The following is a 17,118-nucleotide window of genomic DNA, read 5'->3' as shown; positions in this document are numbered from 1 at the left end:
TTCTTGACTGGATATAGGCCTGTCAGCCGCGACCCTGCGTCACGATGACCGGGATCAGCAGGTCGCCCCAGTTGCCCTCGCCGCCATGGTGACGGGCGGAGCGGACGAGCTCGACCGACACGCCGGCGTCGACCGCCTTCATGACGGACTGGTTGAGGCGATGCAGGTCATTGGCGACCATGCGGATCATGGCCTGCTGATCGGATGTCATGGCGGACGCCTGTTCTTCAGCACGTTCCTTGACGCGGGTCTGGACTGTCATGGCATTTCTCCTCTTGTAATCAGGGGTTCTTGAAAGGGTGGTCTCGCTTACTCGGCGGCCGGGCGGAACTGCTCGTGCTCGGTCGATTCATGCATGGCGGTCGTCGATGACTGTCCACCGGTGATGGCCATGGAGACGGCATCGAAATAGCCGGTGCCGACTTCGCGCTGGTGCTTGGTCGCGGTGTAGCCGTTGATCTCGGCAGCGAATTCCGCTTCCTGCAGCTCCGAATAGGCGGCCATCTGGCGTTCCTTGTAGCCGCGGGCCAGTTCGAACATGCCGAAGTTCAGCTGGTGGAAGCCGGCGAGCGTGATGAACTGGAACTTGTAGCCCATCGCGCCCAGCTCGCGCTGGAACTTGGCGATCGTCGCGTCATCCAGGTTCTTCTTCCAGTTGAACGAGGGCGAGCAATTGTAGGCGAGCAGCTTGCCGGGGTGGGCCTTGTGCACGGCTTCGGCGAACCTGCGGGCCTGTTCGAGATCGGGCTTGCCGGTTTCCATCCAGATCAGGTCACAATGCGGCGCATAGGAAATGGCGCGCGCAATGCAGGGCTCGATGCCGTTCTTGACCTGGTAGAAGCCCTCGACCGTGCGGCCCTTGTCCTTGTCGACGAAAGGCTGGTCGCGCTCGTCGATGTCGGAGGTGAGCAGCTTGGCGGCTTCGGCATCGGTGCGGGCGACGATCAGCGTCGGCACGCCCATGACGTCGGCCGCGAGCCGCGCGGCGTCGAGGTTGCGGATATGGGCGGCGGTCGGGATCAGAACCTTGCCGCCGAGATGGCCGCACTTCTTTTCCGAAGCCAGCTGGTCTTCGAAGTGGACGCCGGCCGCACCCGCCTCGATGAACGCCTTCATGATCTCGAAAGCGTTGAGCGGACCGCCGAAACCGGCCTCCGCGTCGGCGACGATCGGCGCGAACCAGGTGTCGACCGAAAGGCCGTTGCCTTCCGCCGTCTCGATCTGGTCGGCGCGCTGCAGCGTGCGGTTGATGCGTTTGGCCAGTTCCGGCGCGGCATTGGCCGGGTAGAGCGACTGGTCGGGATACATGGCGGATGCGGTATTGGCATCGGCGGCGACCTGCCAGCCGGAGAGATAGATCGCCTTCAGCCCGGCGCGGACCATCTGCATGGCCTGGTTGCCCGAGAGCGCGCCAAGCGCGTTGACGAAATCCTCCTCGTGGATGAGCTTCCACAGGCGGTTGGCGCCGTTTTCCGCCAGCGTATGGCGGATCTGGACGGAGCCGCGCAGCCTCTCGACCGTCTCGGCCGTATAGGGGCGCTCGATGCCATCGAACCGGCCCTTGGGCGCGCTCGGAACAAGATTGTAAAAATCGGTCATGGTATCCTCCAGTGCGATGTTTCAGGATCGGGCGGCAGCTCCTTGTTGCCCGATTTGATGTGACAGTATTTACATCGCAGCGCACAATCCGGCGAGGAAAATCCGGCAAATCAGGCTGTAAATCGAGTAATGATGTGTTGTCTTTGACAGGTGGGCGATGTAAAAAAGTAAAAATTGTAAAGTCTGATACGCAGGCGCGCGTGTAAAGGATTTGACATATGGCGGAGAACAAGATCTTTGCGGGCCCGAAGGTCCGGCGCATCCGCAACACGCTCGGCCTCACCCAGACGGCGATGGCCGAGGGGCTGTCGATCTCGCCGTCCTATCTCAATCTGATCGAGCGCAACCAGCGACCGCTTACGGTGCAGCTTCTTCTGCGGCTTGCCTCCGTCTACAAGGTCGATCTCGATGAGCTCCAGGGCGAAAGCGCCGGCAATGCGCGCCAGTTGCGGGAAGTCTTCGCCGATCCGCTGCTGGCCGGCGAACTGCCGGGAGACCAGGAGCTTCTGGAAATCGCGGACGCGGCGCCGAATGTGGCGAGCGGTATCCTCAAGCTCTACCGGGCCTATCGCGAGCAGGCTGCGCGCCTGACAGACCTTGCCGATATGCTGGCCCGCGAGGGGCGCGCCACCATGCTGGCCGGCACCCTGTTGCCGATGGACGAGGTGCGCGACAAGCTGGAAAACCGCCCCAACTATTTCGGCGCCATCGACGAGGCCGCCGAACGGTTCCACGCCGCGCTTGCACCCGGCGACGAGCTGGCCGCGGCGCTGAAGGGCTGGCTGCGCAAGCAGCACGGCGTCGTCGTGCGCCTTCTGCCCGTCCATGCCATGCCGACCCTGCGGCGCCGCTTCGATCGGCACTCCATGCGCCTCTTCTTGTCGGAGCGCCTTTCGCCCTTCGATCAGCTGCGCGAGATCGCCATGGAAACGGTGCAGCTGGCGCTTCAGGACGAGATCTTCGCCGAGCTCGATCTGCTTGCCTTCTCCACAGCGGAGGCAAAGCGCATCGCGCGTTTCGAGCTGGCGCGCTACGCGGCCCATGCCCTGATGATGCCCTATGAGGCCTTTCACGCCGCCGCACAGCGCGTGCGCTACGATATCGACATGCTGCGGTCGCGCTTCGGCGTGTCCTACGAACAGGCGGCGAACCGCCTGACCATGCTCCAGCGGCCGAGCAGGGCCGGCGTGCCGTTCTTCATGCTGGAGATCGACAATGCCGGCCACCGTTTCCGCCGGGCCGGCGCACAGGGTTTTCCCCAGGCCCGGTTCGGCGGCGACTGTCCCAAGCTCGGCGTGCACGCGGCCTTCGCCCAGCCGGGGCAGATTCTCGTCGATCGCGTGGAAATGCCTGACGGGGCCGCATTTCTCGCCGTCTCCCGCACGCTGGAAGGGCCGCAGGGCGCCTTTGCCGAGCGTGTGCGCCGCACGGCGCTGCTCATCGGCTGCGATGCGGCCCATGCGGACGAGACGGTTTACGCGGAAGCGCTGCGTCGGGACGCTGCCGTGCCCGTCGGCACCGCGTGCCGGCTGTGCGAGCGGCAGGGCTGTCTTGCACGGGCCGAGCCACCGGTCACGCGTCCGCTGGGGCTCGACGAAATGGTGGCGGGCCTCAGCCTTTTCGACTTCCAGTAAGTTTTGACTTGATTTCCGTCGGAGATGCGGATGAGATATGATAGGAATGGGAACAATGTGATATAAAATTCGTCGGGCCTTTACGTAGAATGCGGCTTGTCGCCTCTTGAAAAAACTCCATAATCGGCGACAGACGTTCGTGTGAACGCATCGGTCAGTTAAAAAACTGGGAGAAAAATCAATGGTAAGACGTACTCTTTTTGCGACGGCCGCTCTCGCGGCGCTCATGGCGGCCGGCAGCGCTTTCGCGCAAGAGAAGGTTGTCAACGTCTACAACTGGTCCGATTACATCGATAGCTCGATCATCGACGATTTCACCAAGGAAACCGGCATCAAGGTCGTCTACGACGTCTACGACTCCAACGAAATCCTTGAGACGAAGCTGCTGGCTGGCGGCACAGGTTATGACGTCGTCGTGCCCACCAATACCTTCCTGCAGCGCCAGATCGCGGCGGGCGTGTACCAGAAGCTCGACAAGTCCAAGCTGCCGAACCTCAAGAACATGTGGGACATGATCTCCGAGCGCATGCAGCCGTTCGACCCGGGCAACGAATACTCGATCAACTACATGTGGGGCACGATCGGCATCGGCTACAACAAGGCCAAGATCAAGGAAGCGCTGGGTGTCGACGAAATCGACAGCTGGAGCGCGATCTTCGATCCGGCCAATGCCGAGAAGCTGAAGGACTGCGGCATCAACATGCTGGATTCCCCGACCGACATGATTCCGGTCACGCTTGCATCCCTCGGGCTCAACCCCGACAGCCATGATCCGGCTGATATCGCCAAGGCCGAGGAAGCGCTGCTGAAGGTGCGCCCCTTCGTGCGCAAGTTCCACTCGTCGGAGTTTATCAACGGCCTTGCCAATGGCGATATCTGCATCGCGATCGGCTGGTCGGGCGATATCTTCCAGGGCCGTGACCGCGCCGAAGAGGCCAAGAACGGCGTCGAGATCGGCTATGCCATCCCGAAGGAAGGCACACAGATGTGGTTCGACCAGATGGCGATCCCCGCCGATGCGCCGCATGTCGAGGAGGCACACGCCTTTCTCGACTACATCATGCGTCCGGACGTGATCGCCAAGGCGTCGACCTACATCCACTACGCCAATGGCAACAAGGCTTCCCAGGAACTTCTGCCCGAAGACATCATCAAGGATCCGACGATCTACCCGGATGAGGAAACGCTGAAGAAGCTCTTCACCAACACGGCGCTCGATTCCAAAACGCAGCGTCTGTTCACGCGCACGTGGACAAAAGTCGTGACCGGCCAGTAATCGGTCCAGTGTAAATTGCCCGGAAGAACCTTCCGGGCAATTTCATTTGTGCTGCCAATAAAAAGAGATGGGGACAGGCATGAAATCTCTCGGCAATATCCGTCGTTCCTTTGCGCCCTGGGCCGACCCGGCCGCAAAGCCGTTCATCACCTTCCGCAATGTCACGAAGAAGTTCGGTGATTTCACGGCTGTCGACAATCTCACGCTCGACATCTACCACCGCGAGTTCTTCGCCCTGCTCGGCGCTTCGGGCTGCGGAAAGTCCACGCTTCTGCGCATGCTTGCTGGGTTCGAACGGCCGACATCCGGCGAGATCATCCTCGATGGCCAGGATATTGCGAGCATTCCGCCCTACAAGCGGCCGGTCAACATGATGTTCCAGTCCTACGCGCTCTTTCCGCATATGACGGTGGAGAGCAATATCGGCTTTGGCCTGCGCCAGGACGGCATGCCGAAGAACGAGATCGCCGAGCGTGTCGCCCAGATGCTCAAGCTGGTGAAGCTGGAGCAGTTCGCCAAGCGCAAGCCGCATCAGCTGTCCGGCGGCCAGCGCCAGCGCGTGGCGCTCGCCCGTTCGCTGGCCAAGCGCCCGAAGGTGCTGCTGCTCGACGAACCGCTCGGCGCGCTCGACAAGAAGCTGCGCGAGGAAACGCAGTTCGAACTGATGGACCTCCAGCAGGATCTCGGCCTCACCTTCGTCGTCGTCACGCACGACCAGGAGGAGGCGATGACCATGGCCGACCGCATCGCCGTCATGAGCCACGGCAAGGTCATCCAGGTCGCCACCCCTGCGGAAATCTATGAAGCGCCCAATTCGCGCTTCGTCGCGGACTTCATCGGTGACGTGAACATTCTCGACGGCAAGGTCTCCGCGAGCGGCAACGGCAAGATCGAACTGGTGACCAATGACGGCTTTACCGTGCGCACCGCCTCGGCGGGCGCTCCGGCGAGCGGCAGCGCCGCCGGCTTCGCCATCCGGCCGGAGAAGCTGAAGGTCTCGCGCAATGCCCCAACCGACGCCACCGTCAACGCGGCCGAGGGCGAGGTCTGGGACATCGGCTATCTCGGCGACATGACGGTCTTCTACGTCAAGCTCGGCAGTGGCAAGGTGGTCAAGGCCTCGATGCTGAATGCCCAGCGCGAGGTGGAGAACCCCATCGCCTATGATGAAAAGGTCTGGGTTTCCTTCGGGGAGACAGCCGGCGTCGTGTTGAAGGATTGAGCGCATGAGCAAGCTCGGCTCCGCCATCTTCAGCCGCCTTGTCATCATCATTCCCTATGCCTGGCTGCTGTTCTTCTTTCTTGTCCCCTTCCTGATCGTCTTCCGCATTTCGCTGTCCACCACCGCCATCGCCCAGCCGCCCTATGAGCCGGTTTTCGCGCTGGCGGACGGCCTTTCCGGCATCTGGGCGAAGATCGGGGAATTCAGCTTCGACAATTTCGTCTGGCTGACCGAAGATGCGCTCTATCTCAACGCCTATCTGTCGAGCGTGTGGATCGCCGGCGTTTCGACGCTTGCCACCCTGCTGATCGGCTATCCCATCGCCTATGGCATGGCGCAGGCGCCGCGTTCGCTGCGTCCGACGCTTCTGATGCTCGTCATCCTGCCGTTCTGGACGAGCTTCCTCATCCGCGTCTATGCGTGGATCGCGATCCTGAAGCCGGAAGGACTGCTCAACCAGTTTCTGATCGGCACGGGCATCATCGATTCCCCGCTGATCATCCTGGGCACGAACTGGGCGATCTATATCGGCATCGTCTATTCCTACCTGCCCTTCATGGTGCTGCCGCTCTATTCCGCGCTGGAGAAGATGGACAACACGCTGATCGAGGCGGCGCAGGATCTCGGTTGCCCGCAGATCACCGCCTTCTGGAAAATCACCTTCCCGCTGTCGCTGCCCGGCGTGGTGGCAGGCTGCATGCTCGTCTTCATCCCGGCCGTCGGCGAATTCGTCATTCCCGACCTGCTCGGCGGATCGCAGACGCTGATGATCGGCAAGACATTGTGGAACGAGTTCAATGCGAACCGTGACTGGCCGGTATCCGCTGCCGTGGCGACGATCCTGCTGCTCATTCTCGTCGTGCCCATCGTGTTCTTCCAGAACGCGCAGGCCAAGGCCGAAGAGCAGGGGAGATAAGCCATGAACACCTGGTCCCGTTTCAACATCGTCTCGGTCGTTCTCGGCTTCGCGTTCCTCTACCTGCCGATCGTGCTGCTGGTCGTCTTCTCCTTCAACGAGTCCAAGCTCGTGACGGTCTGGGCCGGCTTCTCGACGAAATGGTATGTATCACTGTTCAACAACCGCGGCCTGATGGATGCGGCGTGGGTGACGATCCGCGTCGCGCTCCTGTCTGCCACCATCGCCACGGTGCTCGGCACCATGGCGGCGCTGGCCCTGACGCGCTACACGCGCTTTCGCGGCCGGCTGCTCTTCTCGGGCATGGTCTACGCGCCGCTTGTCATGCCGGAAGTCATCACCGGCCTGTCGCTGCTGCTGCTCTTCGTCGCCATCGGCCTCGACCGCGGCTTCGTGACGGTGACGCTCGCGCATATCACCTTCAGCATGTGCTTCGTGACGGTTGTGGTGCAGTCGCGTCTCCTCTCCTTCGATCGCTCGATCGAGGAGGCGGCGATGGATCTCGGCGCCACACCGGTCCGCACCTTCCTGGAGGTGACGCTGCCGGTCATCGCGCCGGCCGTGCTGTCCGGCTGGATGCTGGCCCTGACGCTTTCGCTGGACGACCTCGTCATCGCCAGCTTCACCTCCGGTCCGGGCGCAACGACGCTGCCGATGAAGATCTACAGTCAGGTCCGCCTCGGCGTCACGCCCGAGATCAACGCGGCCTGCACCATCCTGATCGGCCTTGTCGCGATCGGCGTCATCATCGCGTCGATCATGACGAAACGGCGCGAAGTGCAGCGCCAGCGCGACGAGCAGGCGGCCATCGCCGGCCGCTGAGATGGGGAAAAGAGCCGTTACTGGCGGGGCTGCCGCCCCGTCAGGACCGAGGCCGGCGAGATGACCGGATCGGGCCAGGAGCCGCCGACGAAGAAGCTGAGGCCCGGTTTGCCGTTCGTCGCGTCTGCTGCCGTCCGGTCCTTCAAAAGCCCGGCCAAAGCGAGACTACCGGTCCGGTAGGGCACCATTCCCGACAATGTCAGCAGCGCATCGTTGCTTTCGATCTCGGCCTTTGTCAGCTCGGCGAGCCCCCGGTCGAGACGCGCTTCGACATCCGCCCGGTTGAAAGCGAACGACCCGTCTCCCGCCGCGGACATGCTGAAGAAGTTGCCCTGCGCGGCGAGCTTCTCGAAGGCCTGCCGGTTGAAATGCGTGAGCGTGCCGGACCCCAGCCGCAAGCGGAACTTGCCGGACATGTCGGAGGGTGTGGTTGCCCACAGCGGCAGCTTCGTCGAGAGTTCGAAATCCGCCGATCCGATGCCTGACGGCAGCGGCCCCGGCAGCGCAAGTGTGCTGGCGATGCTGCCCATGTCGACATTGCTGAGCGAGAATTGCAGCTTGCCGCCGCCGCGGAAGCCTTCCTCGGCCAGCGCGATACGCCCCGTCAGGCGTCCGTCCAGCAGGGTGCTGTCGCCGATATCGAAGGATGCGCGTCCGTTCTCGATGCGCATGCCGGCGGCAAGGTCCTTCAGCGCAAAGGGCGAGAACGTTGCCGTTCCGGCCGAAAGACGCAGGTCCATGCCGAACTGATGGATGAACGTGGTGTCGATCGTCGGGGCGTTCTGGTCGGCGCCGGGAAGCGGCGAAAAGGCCGAGAGGAAGGCGCGCAGGTCGATGCGGTCGAAGGCGAGCGTGCCTCCGATCCGCGGCACGCTCTGCGGTGGCAGGTTGAGGTCGAGCACGCCGGTCGCCTTGGTGCCGTCGAGCGCCAGCTTGACGTTCTCCAGTCTGGCGGCGTAGCCGGATGTCGCGATGTTCGCTTCGACGGTCATCTCCCCGATGGTGCTGACGGCCGGAATGTCCCGGCCCTGCCAGGCGAGCAGGCGGCTGAGCGAGGGCGTCGAAAGCTGCACGGTGCCGTTGACGAAGCCGCTGCCGGAAAGATTGGCCGCGCCTTCGAAGCGGACGGCGCCGGGGTCGGCCGACAGGCTCGTGCGAACGGCGGCATCGCGGCCGGCAAGCAGGGCGAGCGGCTGGTCGGCATCGAAGGACAGGCGCGTCATCTCGCCGTTGCTGACACCCGAAAGCGCCAGGGTCAGGCGTTGCCGCAGGGTCGGCCAGGTGACGGTGCCGTCGATGTCGGAGATGCGGTAGGGACGGCTCTCCCCCGAAACGATCTCCAGCACGCCGTCCACCAGCGTGATCGTGCCGATGCGTTCATCGGACGGTTCGGATGTCGGCTTGCCCTCGGCGGCCTTTGTCGCATCGATGGCCTGGACGAGCCAGCCGCTGTGGCGCCAGTTGAACGTTCCGTCCGCCTGCCGGCGCAGGCGTACGATGGGCCGCACAAGCTCGAAATCGCTGAAGGACGGGTGTCCGCGCACTGCGCCGAAAAGGTCGAACGTCGCCGAGACGGTTTCGGCGGAAATGAGCTCGCCGCTGCCATCGGGCACGACGCGCACGTCGCGCAGCGTCACGCGGGGATAGGGCCAGAAGCTGAAATGCGTTTCCTTGCCGATATGAACCTGCGCGCCCGTCCAGTTCTCGAGCGCCTGTTCCAGGCCGCGCTCCACCGTCTCCGGCTGGACGAGAAAGGAAAAGCCGATGCGCAGTCCCGCGACCACGACAAGCGCGACCAGAATGGCCCTTACCCAGAATTTCGATCGGACCAAACGGGGAAGGGTCATGGGGCGCGGCTCCTCTGCCCGCGGCATTCACATCTCAAGCGAAATCGGGATAGGCCGTCGCGCGCAAGAAATCAAATCCCGCCATGGCGGAATTGCGTTCGGAGACGGCGCGATCCGGCGTTCGCCGCTTTATATTGCGGCGCACCATGATATACCAAAGCCGTGGAGTGGAGGACAAGCATGACGTCGGAACTGCCCCTGTGGGAACCCTCGCAAGACATTCTTACCAAGAGCCCGATGGCGCTCTTCATGAAGGCCGCCGGCGCTGCGGCCGCACGTGATTTCGAGACCTATGACGATCTGCACGCATGGTCCGTTGCGGACCGTGGCGCGTTCTGGACCGCGATATGGGACAGGTGCGATGTCATCGGCGACAAGGGACAGGTGGCGCTCGAGAATGGCGACGATATGCTCGCCGCCCGATTCTTCCCCAAGGGCCGGCTGAATTTTGCCGAGAACCTGCTGAGGAAGACCGGCGCAGGCGACGCGATCATCTTCCGCGGTGAGGACAAGGTTTCCTATCGCTGGTCGTGGGACGACCTGCGCGCACGCGTCTCCAGGCTCCAGCAGGCTTTTGCCGCCATGGGCATCGGCGAAGGCGATCGCGTGGCGGCCATGATGCCCAACATGCCGGAAACCATCGTGGCGATGCTGGCGGCGGCATCGCTCGGGGCCATCTGGTCGTCCTGTTCACCCGATTTCGGCGAGCAGGGCGTGCTGGACCGCTTCGGCCAGATCGAGCCGAAGCTGTTCATCGCCTGCGATGCCTACTGGTATGCCGGCAAATTGCAGGACGTTTCCGCCAAGGTGAAGGCGGTTGCGGCCAAGCTCGGCGTACCAGTGCTCGTCGTGCACTATGCCGGCGATGCCGAGGCGCTTGCCGCCGCCCTGCCGGATGGCCGCACCCTCGATGCCCTGATGGCGCCCTTCGAGGCCAGGCCGCTCGAATTCGCCCGGCTCCCCTTCCGCCATCCCCTCTATATCCTGTTTTCCTCCGGCACGACGGGTGTGCCCAAATGCATCGTGCATTCGGCGGGCGGCACCCTGCTCCAGCACCTCAAGGAGCACCACCTGCATTGCGGCCTGGTGGAGAACGATCGGCTGTTCTATTTCACCACCTGCGGCTGGATGATGTGGAACTGGCTGGTGTCCGGCCTCGCCCTGGGCACCACGCTCTGCCTTTTCGACGGCTCGCCCTTCCATCCTGACGGCAACGTGCTCTTCGACTATGCGCAGGACGAGCGCTTCGCGGTCTTCGGCACATCGGCGAAATATATCGACGCGGTGCGCAAGGGCGGCTTCACGCCGCGCACGACGCATGACCTTTCGAGCCTGCGGCTTCTCACCTCGACCGGCTCGCCGCTTTCGCCGGAAGGGTTCTCGTTCGTGTATGAGGGCATCAAGCCGGATGTGCAGCTCGCCTCCATTTCGGGCGGCACGGATATCGTCTCGTGCTTCGTGCTGGGCATACCGCTGAAGCCGGTCTGGCGCGGCGAGATCCAGGGCCCCGGTCTCGGCCTTGCGATGGACGTCTGGAACGAGGACGGCCAGCCGGTGCGGGGCGAAAAGGGCGAGCTTGTCTGCACCCGGGCCTTCCCGTCCATGCCTGTCATGTTCTGGAACGACCCCGATGGGGCGAAGTACAAGGCGGCCTATTTCGAGCGCTTCGATAACATCTGGTGCCACGGCGATTTCGCCGAATGGACCAGCCATGGCGGCATCGTCATCCATGGCCGTTCCGACGCCACGCTCAATCCGGGCGGCGTGCGCATCGGCACGGCGGAAATCTACAATCAGGTCGAGCAACTGGAGGAAATCGTCGAGGCGCTTTGCATCGGGCAGGATTGGGATGACGACGTGCGCGTCGTGCTCTTTGTGCGCCTCGTGCCGGGGAGGGTGCTGGACGAGGCACTGGAAAAGACCATCCGCACGAAAATCCGCACCGGCGCATCCCCGCGCCATGTGCCGGCGAAGATCATCCAGGTCGCCGACATTCCGCGCACCAAGTCCGGCAAGATCGTCGAGCTTGCGGTGCGCGAGGTCGTGCACGGCAGGCCCGTCAAGAACAAGGAGGCGCTGGCCAATCCCGAAGCGCTCGACCTGTTTGCCGACCTCGAGACGCTCAAATCGTGAGCGTCGCGCGTATTAACGATTTGACGCCTGTCAAATTAACCAAGATTGCGAAGTTGTGAACGAAAGCTTTGTGCCGGAACCGGCCAGGTAAGGATTTGTTAAGGCGGGCTGGCACAAGGTCGTACCAACTTGAGCGCGCCCGATGACGGGCGTATCGGTTGATCCGACCCCGATGGCATGATGCCGTTCACCCTGGCTTTCGTTGGACAGCATGCAAACTATCGGGGCGGCCTTTGGGTCGCCCTTTTTTTATCCGTTCGCCTTGTCGAGCGAGCGCGACACCAGAAAGACCGGGATGAGCCCGACCGCGACGATGATCATGGCCGGCACGCCCGCATCTTCCACCTTTGCCCGTGAAGCGTCCTCGTAGACCAGGGTCGCGAGCGTGTTGAAGTTGAACGGCCGCAGCATGATGGTGGCCGAAAGCTCCTTCATGGATTCGATGAAGACGAGCAGCGCCGCCGTCAGCGTCGCCGGCCGCATCATCGGCACGAGCACGCTCCAGAGCGTCTGGCTGCTGGTGCGCCCCAGCGTGCGCGACGCCATGTCGAGATGCGGCGAGAGCTTGTGGAACCCCGCATCGATCGTGCCTTCGGCCATGGTGAGGAAGCGCACGGTGCAGGCATAGATGATGGCAAAGCCGGTGCCCGACAGCAGGAGGCCGGTCGAAATGCCGAAATTCGCGCGCAGGAAGGCATCCAGCGCATTGTCGAAATTGGCGAGCGGAATGAGCACGCCGATCGCCAGCACCGTTCCCGGCACGCCGTAGCCGAAGGAGGCGAAGCGGCCGGCAGCGGCGTTCAGCCGCGAGCGCGTGGTGCGCGCCGCATAGGCCAGCAGGAAGGCGAGAAGCACGGCGATGATGGCGGTCGATCCGGAAACCAGCACACTGTGCCAGAGCGCCGAAAGAAGCCGCGAAGAGGCAAACTGCTCAAGGCGGCGCAGCGCATAGCCGCCGAGCACGAAGACGGGAATGGCAAAACCGATGACGGGCGGCAGCAGGCAGGCGAGGCTCGCCGCCCAGCGCTTCCAGCCCGCAAGCTTGAGCCGGACGGAATCATGCACCGCCGCCGTCGTCTTCTGGCTGGCGAAGCGTTGCCGCCTGCGCGCGGCGCGCTCCACCATCATCAGGCAGATGACGAAGACGAGCATGATGCAGGCGATCTGCGCGGCGCCCGCAAGGCTGCCGCGATTGAGCCAGGTGTCGAAGATCGAGAAGGTCAGGGTCTGGACGCCCAGATATTCGACCGCGCCGATATCGTTCAGCGTTTCCATGGCCACCAGCGTCAGCCCGACCATGATCGCCGGCCGCGCCATGGGGATCTGGATGCGCGCGAACACTTTCAGCGGCCCCGCGCCCAGCGTGCGCGCCACATCCGCCGCCGCCCGGCCCTGCATCAGGAACATCGAGCGGGCGGAGAGATAGACGTAAGGGTAGAGCACGCTCGACAACACCAGCATCGCGCCGCCGGTGGTGCGCACTTCGGGGAACCAGTAGTCGCGGCTGGTCTGGAAGCCGAACAGCGCGCGATAGGCGTTCTGGATCGGCCCGGTGAAGGAGAAGAACTCCGCAAACGCATAGGCGCCGAGATAGGCGGGAATGGCGAGCGGCAGCACGAGCAGGCCGGACAGCACGCGGCGGCCGGGAAACTCGCAACTCGCCACCAGCCAGGCCGTCACCACGCCCACGACGGCCGCGATGGTGGCGACCCCGGCCAGCAGGGTAACGGTGCGCAGCGTGGCGCGCGGAATGACGTTGCTGAAGAGGTGGGGCCAGTTGTCGGTGCCGCCGGTTGCGGCGATCACCACGATGGCGATGGCCGGCATCAGCACGATGGCCGCTGCCAGCACGGCGGAGGCGGAAAGGACCGGATGTCGGGCGGCGCCGGAACGGCGGCGCAGGCTGCGCGCCGGTACGTTTTCAGTAAGGACCTGCACTGCGTTCCCTCGACGATACGGCCCGTCCCGAAAAACATCGCGGATGAGCCGAAAGGCGTTTGTGCCGGTCTAGACCAATCCGGTCAGTCTGCCAACACACGCGGCGAGGGAAAGATCACCTCGACCAGCGTGCCTTCGTTCGGGGTGGAGTTGATGGCGAAGTTCGCCCGGTTGGCATCCACCATCGCCTTGGTCAAAGGCAGGCCGAGCCCGGTGCCGTCGCCGCGCTTGCGCGCGCCCGTCGTCACCTGCCGGAACGGCTTCATCGCCTGCTCCAGTTCGCTGCGCGTCATGCCCACGCCGGTATCGCGAATGCGCAGTACCACGCTTCCGTTCGCCTCATAGGCCGTCGAAACGACGATCTGTCCGCCTGACGGCGTGAAGCGGATGGCATTCGACAGGATATTGAGCGCGATCTGCTTGATCGAGCGCAGGTCCGCGACGATCTGCGGCACGTTGGTGGACAGCGATGTGCGGATGATGACGCGCTGGGCATTGGCCTGCGGCTGCACGAGCGCCACGGCCTCCGAGATCGTCTCGTTGAGGCCGACGGCGGTGAACTCCATCTCCATCTCGCCCGCTTCGATCTTGGAAATGTCGAGCAGGTCGTTGACGATATCGAGCACATGGCGGCCGGAGCGGCCGATGTCGTTGGCATATTCGATGTAGCGCGGATGGCCGATCGGCCCGAAGCGCTCCGTCGCCATCATGTCGGAAAAGCCGATGATGGCGTTGAGCGGCGTGCGGATCTCGTGGCTGACGCGCGCGAGGAAATCGCTCTTGTGGGCGTTCGCGGTCTCGGCGGCGCGCTTGGCGTTGCGCAGCTCCTCTTCCGTGCGCTTCCACTGGGTGATGTCGCGGATCACGGCGCAGAAGCCGGCAGAGGAGGAGAGGCGCCCCATGGTCATGAACAGCGGAATGAACCCGCCGGACGCCTCGCGGCCGATGACCTCGCGCCCGTCATTCAGCACGCTGGCAACGCCATGGCCGGAAAGGCCGGTGAGATAATCGAGCACCGCCTTCTGGCTCTCATGGGCAAACAGCATGGCGAAGGGCCGACCGCGCGTTTCGTCCTCGTCATAATTGAAGAGCGCGCTGGCCGAGCGGTTCATGGAGCGGATATCGCCGTCCTGGCCGACGACCACCACGCCGTCGGTTGCCGTTTCCAGGATGGAGCGAAGCTCGCTGACCTCGACGCGCAAGGCGGATACGGCGGCCTGTTCCTCAGTCCTGGCTTCGGTGTCCGAAGGTGCCGGCGCGGTCTCGACAAGCGAGAGCACCGGCTTTTCCTGTATCGGCGTCAGCGCCAGCATCAGCGCGGTGCCATCCTCCCAGCGGATGGACTGGAGACGCGCGCGAACGGTGCTGGTGCTTTCCCCATCGGCGTGGCGCAGCATCATCGCGCCGTCATGGTGCTCGGCCTCCTCGTCCCGGCCCGCAAGCAGGATATCGATGCCGCCGGAGGCTTCCAGATCGCCGAGATCGGCATAGCCGGTCAGGCGGAAGAATTCGGGATTGGCATGGATAAGCCGGTCGCCGACATGCACAAGCAGGGCAACGGGAAGGGCATCCACCACGGCGGCGGTCAGGCCATAGTCCATCTGCCGGCGCGAGGGGGCGAAGCCGCTGCGCTCGCTCGCTGGCTCCTCATGCAGCATGTCGTCGGCATGCGGACCGACTTCGAGGCCGGGCATTTCCGTCTCGTTTTCGGCGGCGAGGGCGGCCTCGGCTGTCTCGTCGATGCCGGCCGTGTCCTCACGGTCCGCGAGAACGTCGTCCGTCGCATCCGGCGACGCATGGTCCGTCGGGCGGTCTTCCGGCTTGCGTTTGCCGAAGGTCTCGCCGAGCTGGCGGGCGATCTCGCGGAACGCGGCCTGCTCGCCGGTGGAGAGGCCATCGAGAAGACCGCCACGCATGCGGCGGCTTTCGAACTGCACGACCTTGTCGGAATGGCGCCGGGCCGGTGTCTCGACCAGGCGAAGCGCCGGACGTTCGCCGCGGAACGCATCCTCGCCCTCGGGCGTCGGTTCCGGTGCGGTGGCAGAGGCGACGTCAACCTCCTCGCTGGCTTCAGGCGTGATTTCGGTAGGGGGCTGCGTATCTTCCGCCGGCGCGGGATCGCTGTCCGCGTCCAGTTCGTCCGCCGCCTTTTCCAGCAGTGCCCCGGTTTCTTCCGTCAGGACCTCTTCCACCAGCGCGTCCTGTTCGGTGGGCGTGGTGACGGTCGCAAGCGTGAGGCCGCGCGCATGGGGATCGGCCACCGCATCGGCGATCCGCACGATGCCGAAACCCCGGAAGCCGTCGAATTCGCGGTTGCGCGAATAGGTCGGCAGCGCGGCCAGATCGACCGGCACCACGAGGTTGGTGCCTTCGACCGGCCAGAGGATCGTCTTGCCCGACCAGGTGTCGCGGCGGCGCAGAAGGTCGCCGATCTTGCCATCCGGATCGAGATCGAACCGGGCGGCCACATCGCTGAAGCGTTCGCCGGAAATGCCAGCGGCGCGCGGGCCGACGGCGGCGGCGAATTCCTCCGAGATCTCGCTGAACCGGCCTTCGGCATCGATCTTCCAAACGAAGCGGACGGGACGGCCCTGCCGGTTGAAGACAAAACCCGAGGGATCGACGTCCGAGGCCGATGGGTCATCGCCTTCGAGCGCGGCCGGTTGCTCGTCCGCCGTCTCTGCCGGTGTTTCTTCGATCACGGGTTCAGCCGTGACGGCTTCCGTATTTTCAAGCGCAACGATTGCGGCTTCGGGAAGAGGCTCATTCGAAGGACGATCGTCCTCGTCAGCGAAAGGCTGCTCCGGAACGTCCTCGGTGACGAGGTCGGCGGGCGCTTCTTCCTGAGCGGGTTCGACAGCTGCGCTGTCCGTTACGTCCGCGTGCGGTTCGGCGTCGGCCTCATCGGGATCGAGATGGCCGAGGATCGTTTCGACGGCAAACAGCAGGTGCAGCGCCGGGTCGCTGGAGATGCGGCCGATGGCGGCGGGAAGATGGCCGCGCCCCGTGGCGATAGGGCGCTTGACGAGATGGTCGGCGCTGCGGCCGGTGGCCTCCACCAGGGTCCGGCGCGTCTCCGGGCTGATCGCCAGGGCCTCGAATTTTTCCGAGGCCGCAATGACGGCGCCGTCACCGTCGAGCACGGCCATATGGGTGTCCGGATCGTCCAGACCGGCGATCATCGCCGCGGCGGCGTCCGCCGCGCTCTGCCTGGTGTCGGAAACCGGCGCGCTGAACAGGATGGCGTTTTCGCCCGGACGCAGCGTGATCCCTTCGACGGTCGCGGTCACGGTCGCACTGCGGAAGCCGCTGCCGATGCGCATGAGCAGCGTGCGCCGTTCGCCAGGCGTGCGGACCTGGCGGCCGGTGGCGATGAGCTGGCGGAAGGCGACATCGGTACGCTCAGGCCCGGCATCGAGGAGATCGTAGACATTGTCATGGCCGAAAAGCGTGGCGCCGCGGCCGTTCGACCAGAGCACGCGGTCCAGGTCCTGCGAAAACAGCACGACGGCCTCGCCGCGTGCGAACGGCAGGCGCACCCGTTCATGGACGGCGACGTCGATAAAGGGATACTGTTTTGCGGACATGTTCAGGCCTGAATCTCGATCCGGCACCCCGGCTTTCCATTAACGCTTTATTAATAGCGGCCAGGCGGCAAAGGGTCCAGCTTCGGCGGCCCGCAGCCCCGCGCTTTCAGGAGAAAGGGTTAACGACACCGGGTGTTATTGTGC

Annotated in this window: 11 protein-coding genes; 6 read left to right on the top strand and 5 right to left on the bottom strand. The window is 64.1% G+C overall.

What is annotated here, in order from left to right; all coding sequences use genetic code 11:
* Positions 1-22: 22 nt before the first annotated feature.
* Positions 23-262, bottom strand: a complete 240-nt coding sequence (locus B5M41_RS19755; RefSeq protein ID WP_134649728.1) for an SMc00767 family acetate metabolism repressor — start codon at positions 260-262, stop codon at positions 23-25.
* Positions 263-309: 47 nt separating this feature from the next.
* Positions 310-1,599, bottom strand: coding sequence for an isocitrate lyase (gene aceA / locus B5M41_RS19750; protein WP_134649729.1), 1,290 nt, complete (start codon positions 1,597-1,599; stop codon positions 310-312).
* A 218-nt stretch (positions 1,600-1,817) separates the two neighbouring features.
* Here aceA and B5M41_RS19745 point away from each other — a divergent pair, with 218 nt between their 5' ends.
* The 5 genes from B5M41_RS19745 to B5M41_RS19725 all read left to right on the top strand — a co-directional run bounded on the left by B5M41_RS19745 (position 1,818) and on the right by B5M41_RS19725 (position 7,469).
* Entirely contained in the window at positions 1,818-3,233 is a 1,416-nt protein-coding gene (locus B5M41_RS19745) for a helix-turn-helix domain-containing protein (RefSeq protein WP_134649730.1), read from the top strand.
* Between the two features lie 166 nt (positions 3,234-3,399).
* Positions 3,400-4,509: a polyamine ABC transporter substrate-binding protein gene (locus B5M41_RS19740; RefSeq protein WP_209020872.1), complete on the top strand. Its 1,110-nt coding sequence runs from the start codon at positions 3,400-3,402 to the stop codon at positions 4,507-4,509.
* 79 nt (positions 4,510-4,588) lie between these two features.
* Positions 4,589-5,731: an ABC transporter ATP-binding protein gene (locus B5M41_RS19735; RefSeq protein ID WP_134649732.1), complete on the top strand. Its 1,143-nt coding sequence runs from the start codon at positions 4,589-4,591 to the stop codon at positions 5,729-5,731.
* 4 nt (positions 5,732-5,735) lie between these two features.
* Positions 5,736-6,647, top strand: a complete 912-nt coding sequence (locus B5M41_RS19730; protein ID WP_134649733.1) for an ABC transporter permease subunit — start codon at positions 5,736-5,738, stop codon at positions 6,645-6,647.
* A 3-nt stretch (positions 6,648-6,650) separates the two neighbouring features.
* Entirely contained in the window at positions 6,651-7,469 is an 819-nt protein-coding gene (locus tag B5M41_RS19725) for an ABC transporter permease (RefSeq protein ID WP_134649734.1), read from the top strand.
* A 17-nt stretch (positions 7,470-7,486) separates the two neighbouring features.
* On the opposite strand, the gene B5M41_RS19720 is transcribed toward B5M41_RS19725, so the two are convergent.
* Entirely contained in the window at positions 7,487-9,316 is a 1,830-nt protein-coding gene (locus B5M41_RS19720) for an AsmA family protein (protein WP_167719134.1), read from the bottom strand.
* A 180-nt stretch (positions 9,317-9,496) separates the two neighbouring features.
* On the opposite strand from B5M41_RS19720, the gene B5M41_RS19715 reads away from it, so the two are divergent.
* Positions 9,497-11,449, top strand: a complete 1,953-nt coding sequence (locus tag B5M41_RS19715; RefSeq protein ID WP_134649736.1) for an acetoacetate--CoA ligase — start codon at positions 9,497-9,499, stop codon at positions 11,447-11,449.
* 249 nt (positions 11,450-11,698) lie between these two features.
* On the opposite strand, the gene B5M41_RS19710 is transcribed toward B5M41_RS19715, so the two are convergent.
* Positions 11,699-13,276, bottom strand: a complete 1,578-nt coding sequence (locus B5M41_RS19710) for an ABC transporter permease (protein WP_134649764.1) — start codon at positions 13,274-13,276, stop codon at positions 11,699-11,701.
* A 194-nt stretch (positions 13,277-13,470) separates the two neighbouring features.
* Positions 13,471-16,974 (bottom strand): ATP-binding protein, encoded by a 3,504-nt coding sequence (locus tag B5M41_RS19705; RefSeq protein WP_134649737.1) that lies wholly within the window; start codon positions 16,972-16,974, stop codon positions 13,471-13,473.
* Positions 16,975-17,118: the final 144 nt, after the last annotated feature.

The organism is Shinella sumterensis (genome assembly GCF_004514425.2).
Taxonomy (GTDB): domain Bacteria; phylum Pseudomonadota; class Alphaproteobacteria; order Rhizobiales; family Rhizobiaceae; genus Shinella; species Shinella sumterensis.
This window is presented reverse-complemented; position numbering and strand designations above follow the sequence as displayed.

What these genes read in the sequence shown, in the direction of transcription:
- B5M41_RS19715 (WP_134649736.1), top strand. Translation starts at nt 9,497, where the DNA reads ATGACGTCGGAACTGCCCCTGTGGGAACCCTCGCAAGACATTCTTACC.
- B5M41_RS19755 (WP_134649728.1), bottom strand. Translation starts at nt 262, where the DNA reads ATGACAGTCCAGACCCGCGTCAAGGAACGTGCTGAAGAACAGGCGTCC.
- aceA (WP_134649729.1), bottom strand. Translation starts at nt 1,599, where the DNA reads ATGACCGATTTTTACAATCTTGTTCCGAGCGCGCCCAAGGGCCGGTTC.
- B5M41_RS19720 (WP_167719134.1), bottom strand. Translation starts at nt 9,316, where the DNA reads ATGACCCTTCCCCGTTTGGTCCGATCGAAATTCTGGGTAAGGGCCATT.
- B5M41_RS19710 (WP_134649764.1), bottom strand. Translation starts at nt 13,276, where the DNA reads ATGCCGGCCATCGCCATCGTGGTGATCGCCGCAACCGGCGGCACCGAC.
- B5M41_RS19730 (WP_134649733.1), top strand. Translation starts at nt 5,736, where the DNA reads ATGAGCAAGCTCGGCTCCGCCATCTTCAGCCGCCTTGTCATCATCATT.
- B5M41_RS19705 (WP_134649737.1), bottom strand. Translation starts at nt 16,974, where the DNA reads ATGTCCGCAAAACAGTATCCCTTTATCGACGTCGCCGTCCATGAACGG.
- B5M41_RS19745 (WP_134649730.1), top strand. Translation starts at nt 1,818, where the DNA reads ATGGCGGAGAACAAGATCTTTGCGGGCCCGAAGGTCCGGCGCATCCGC.
- B5M41_RS19735 (WP_134649732.1), top strand. Translation starts at nt 4,589, where the DNA reads ATGAAATCTCTCGGCAATATCCGTCGTTCCTTTGCGCCCTGGGCCGAC.
- B5M41_RS19725 (WP_134649734.1), top strand. Translation starts at nt 6,651, where the DNA reads ATGAACACCTGGTCCCGTTTCAACATCGTCTCGGTCGTTCTCGGCTTC.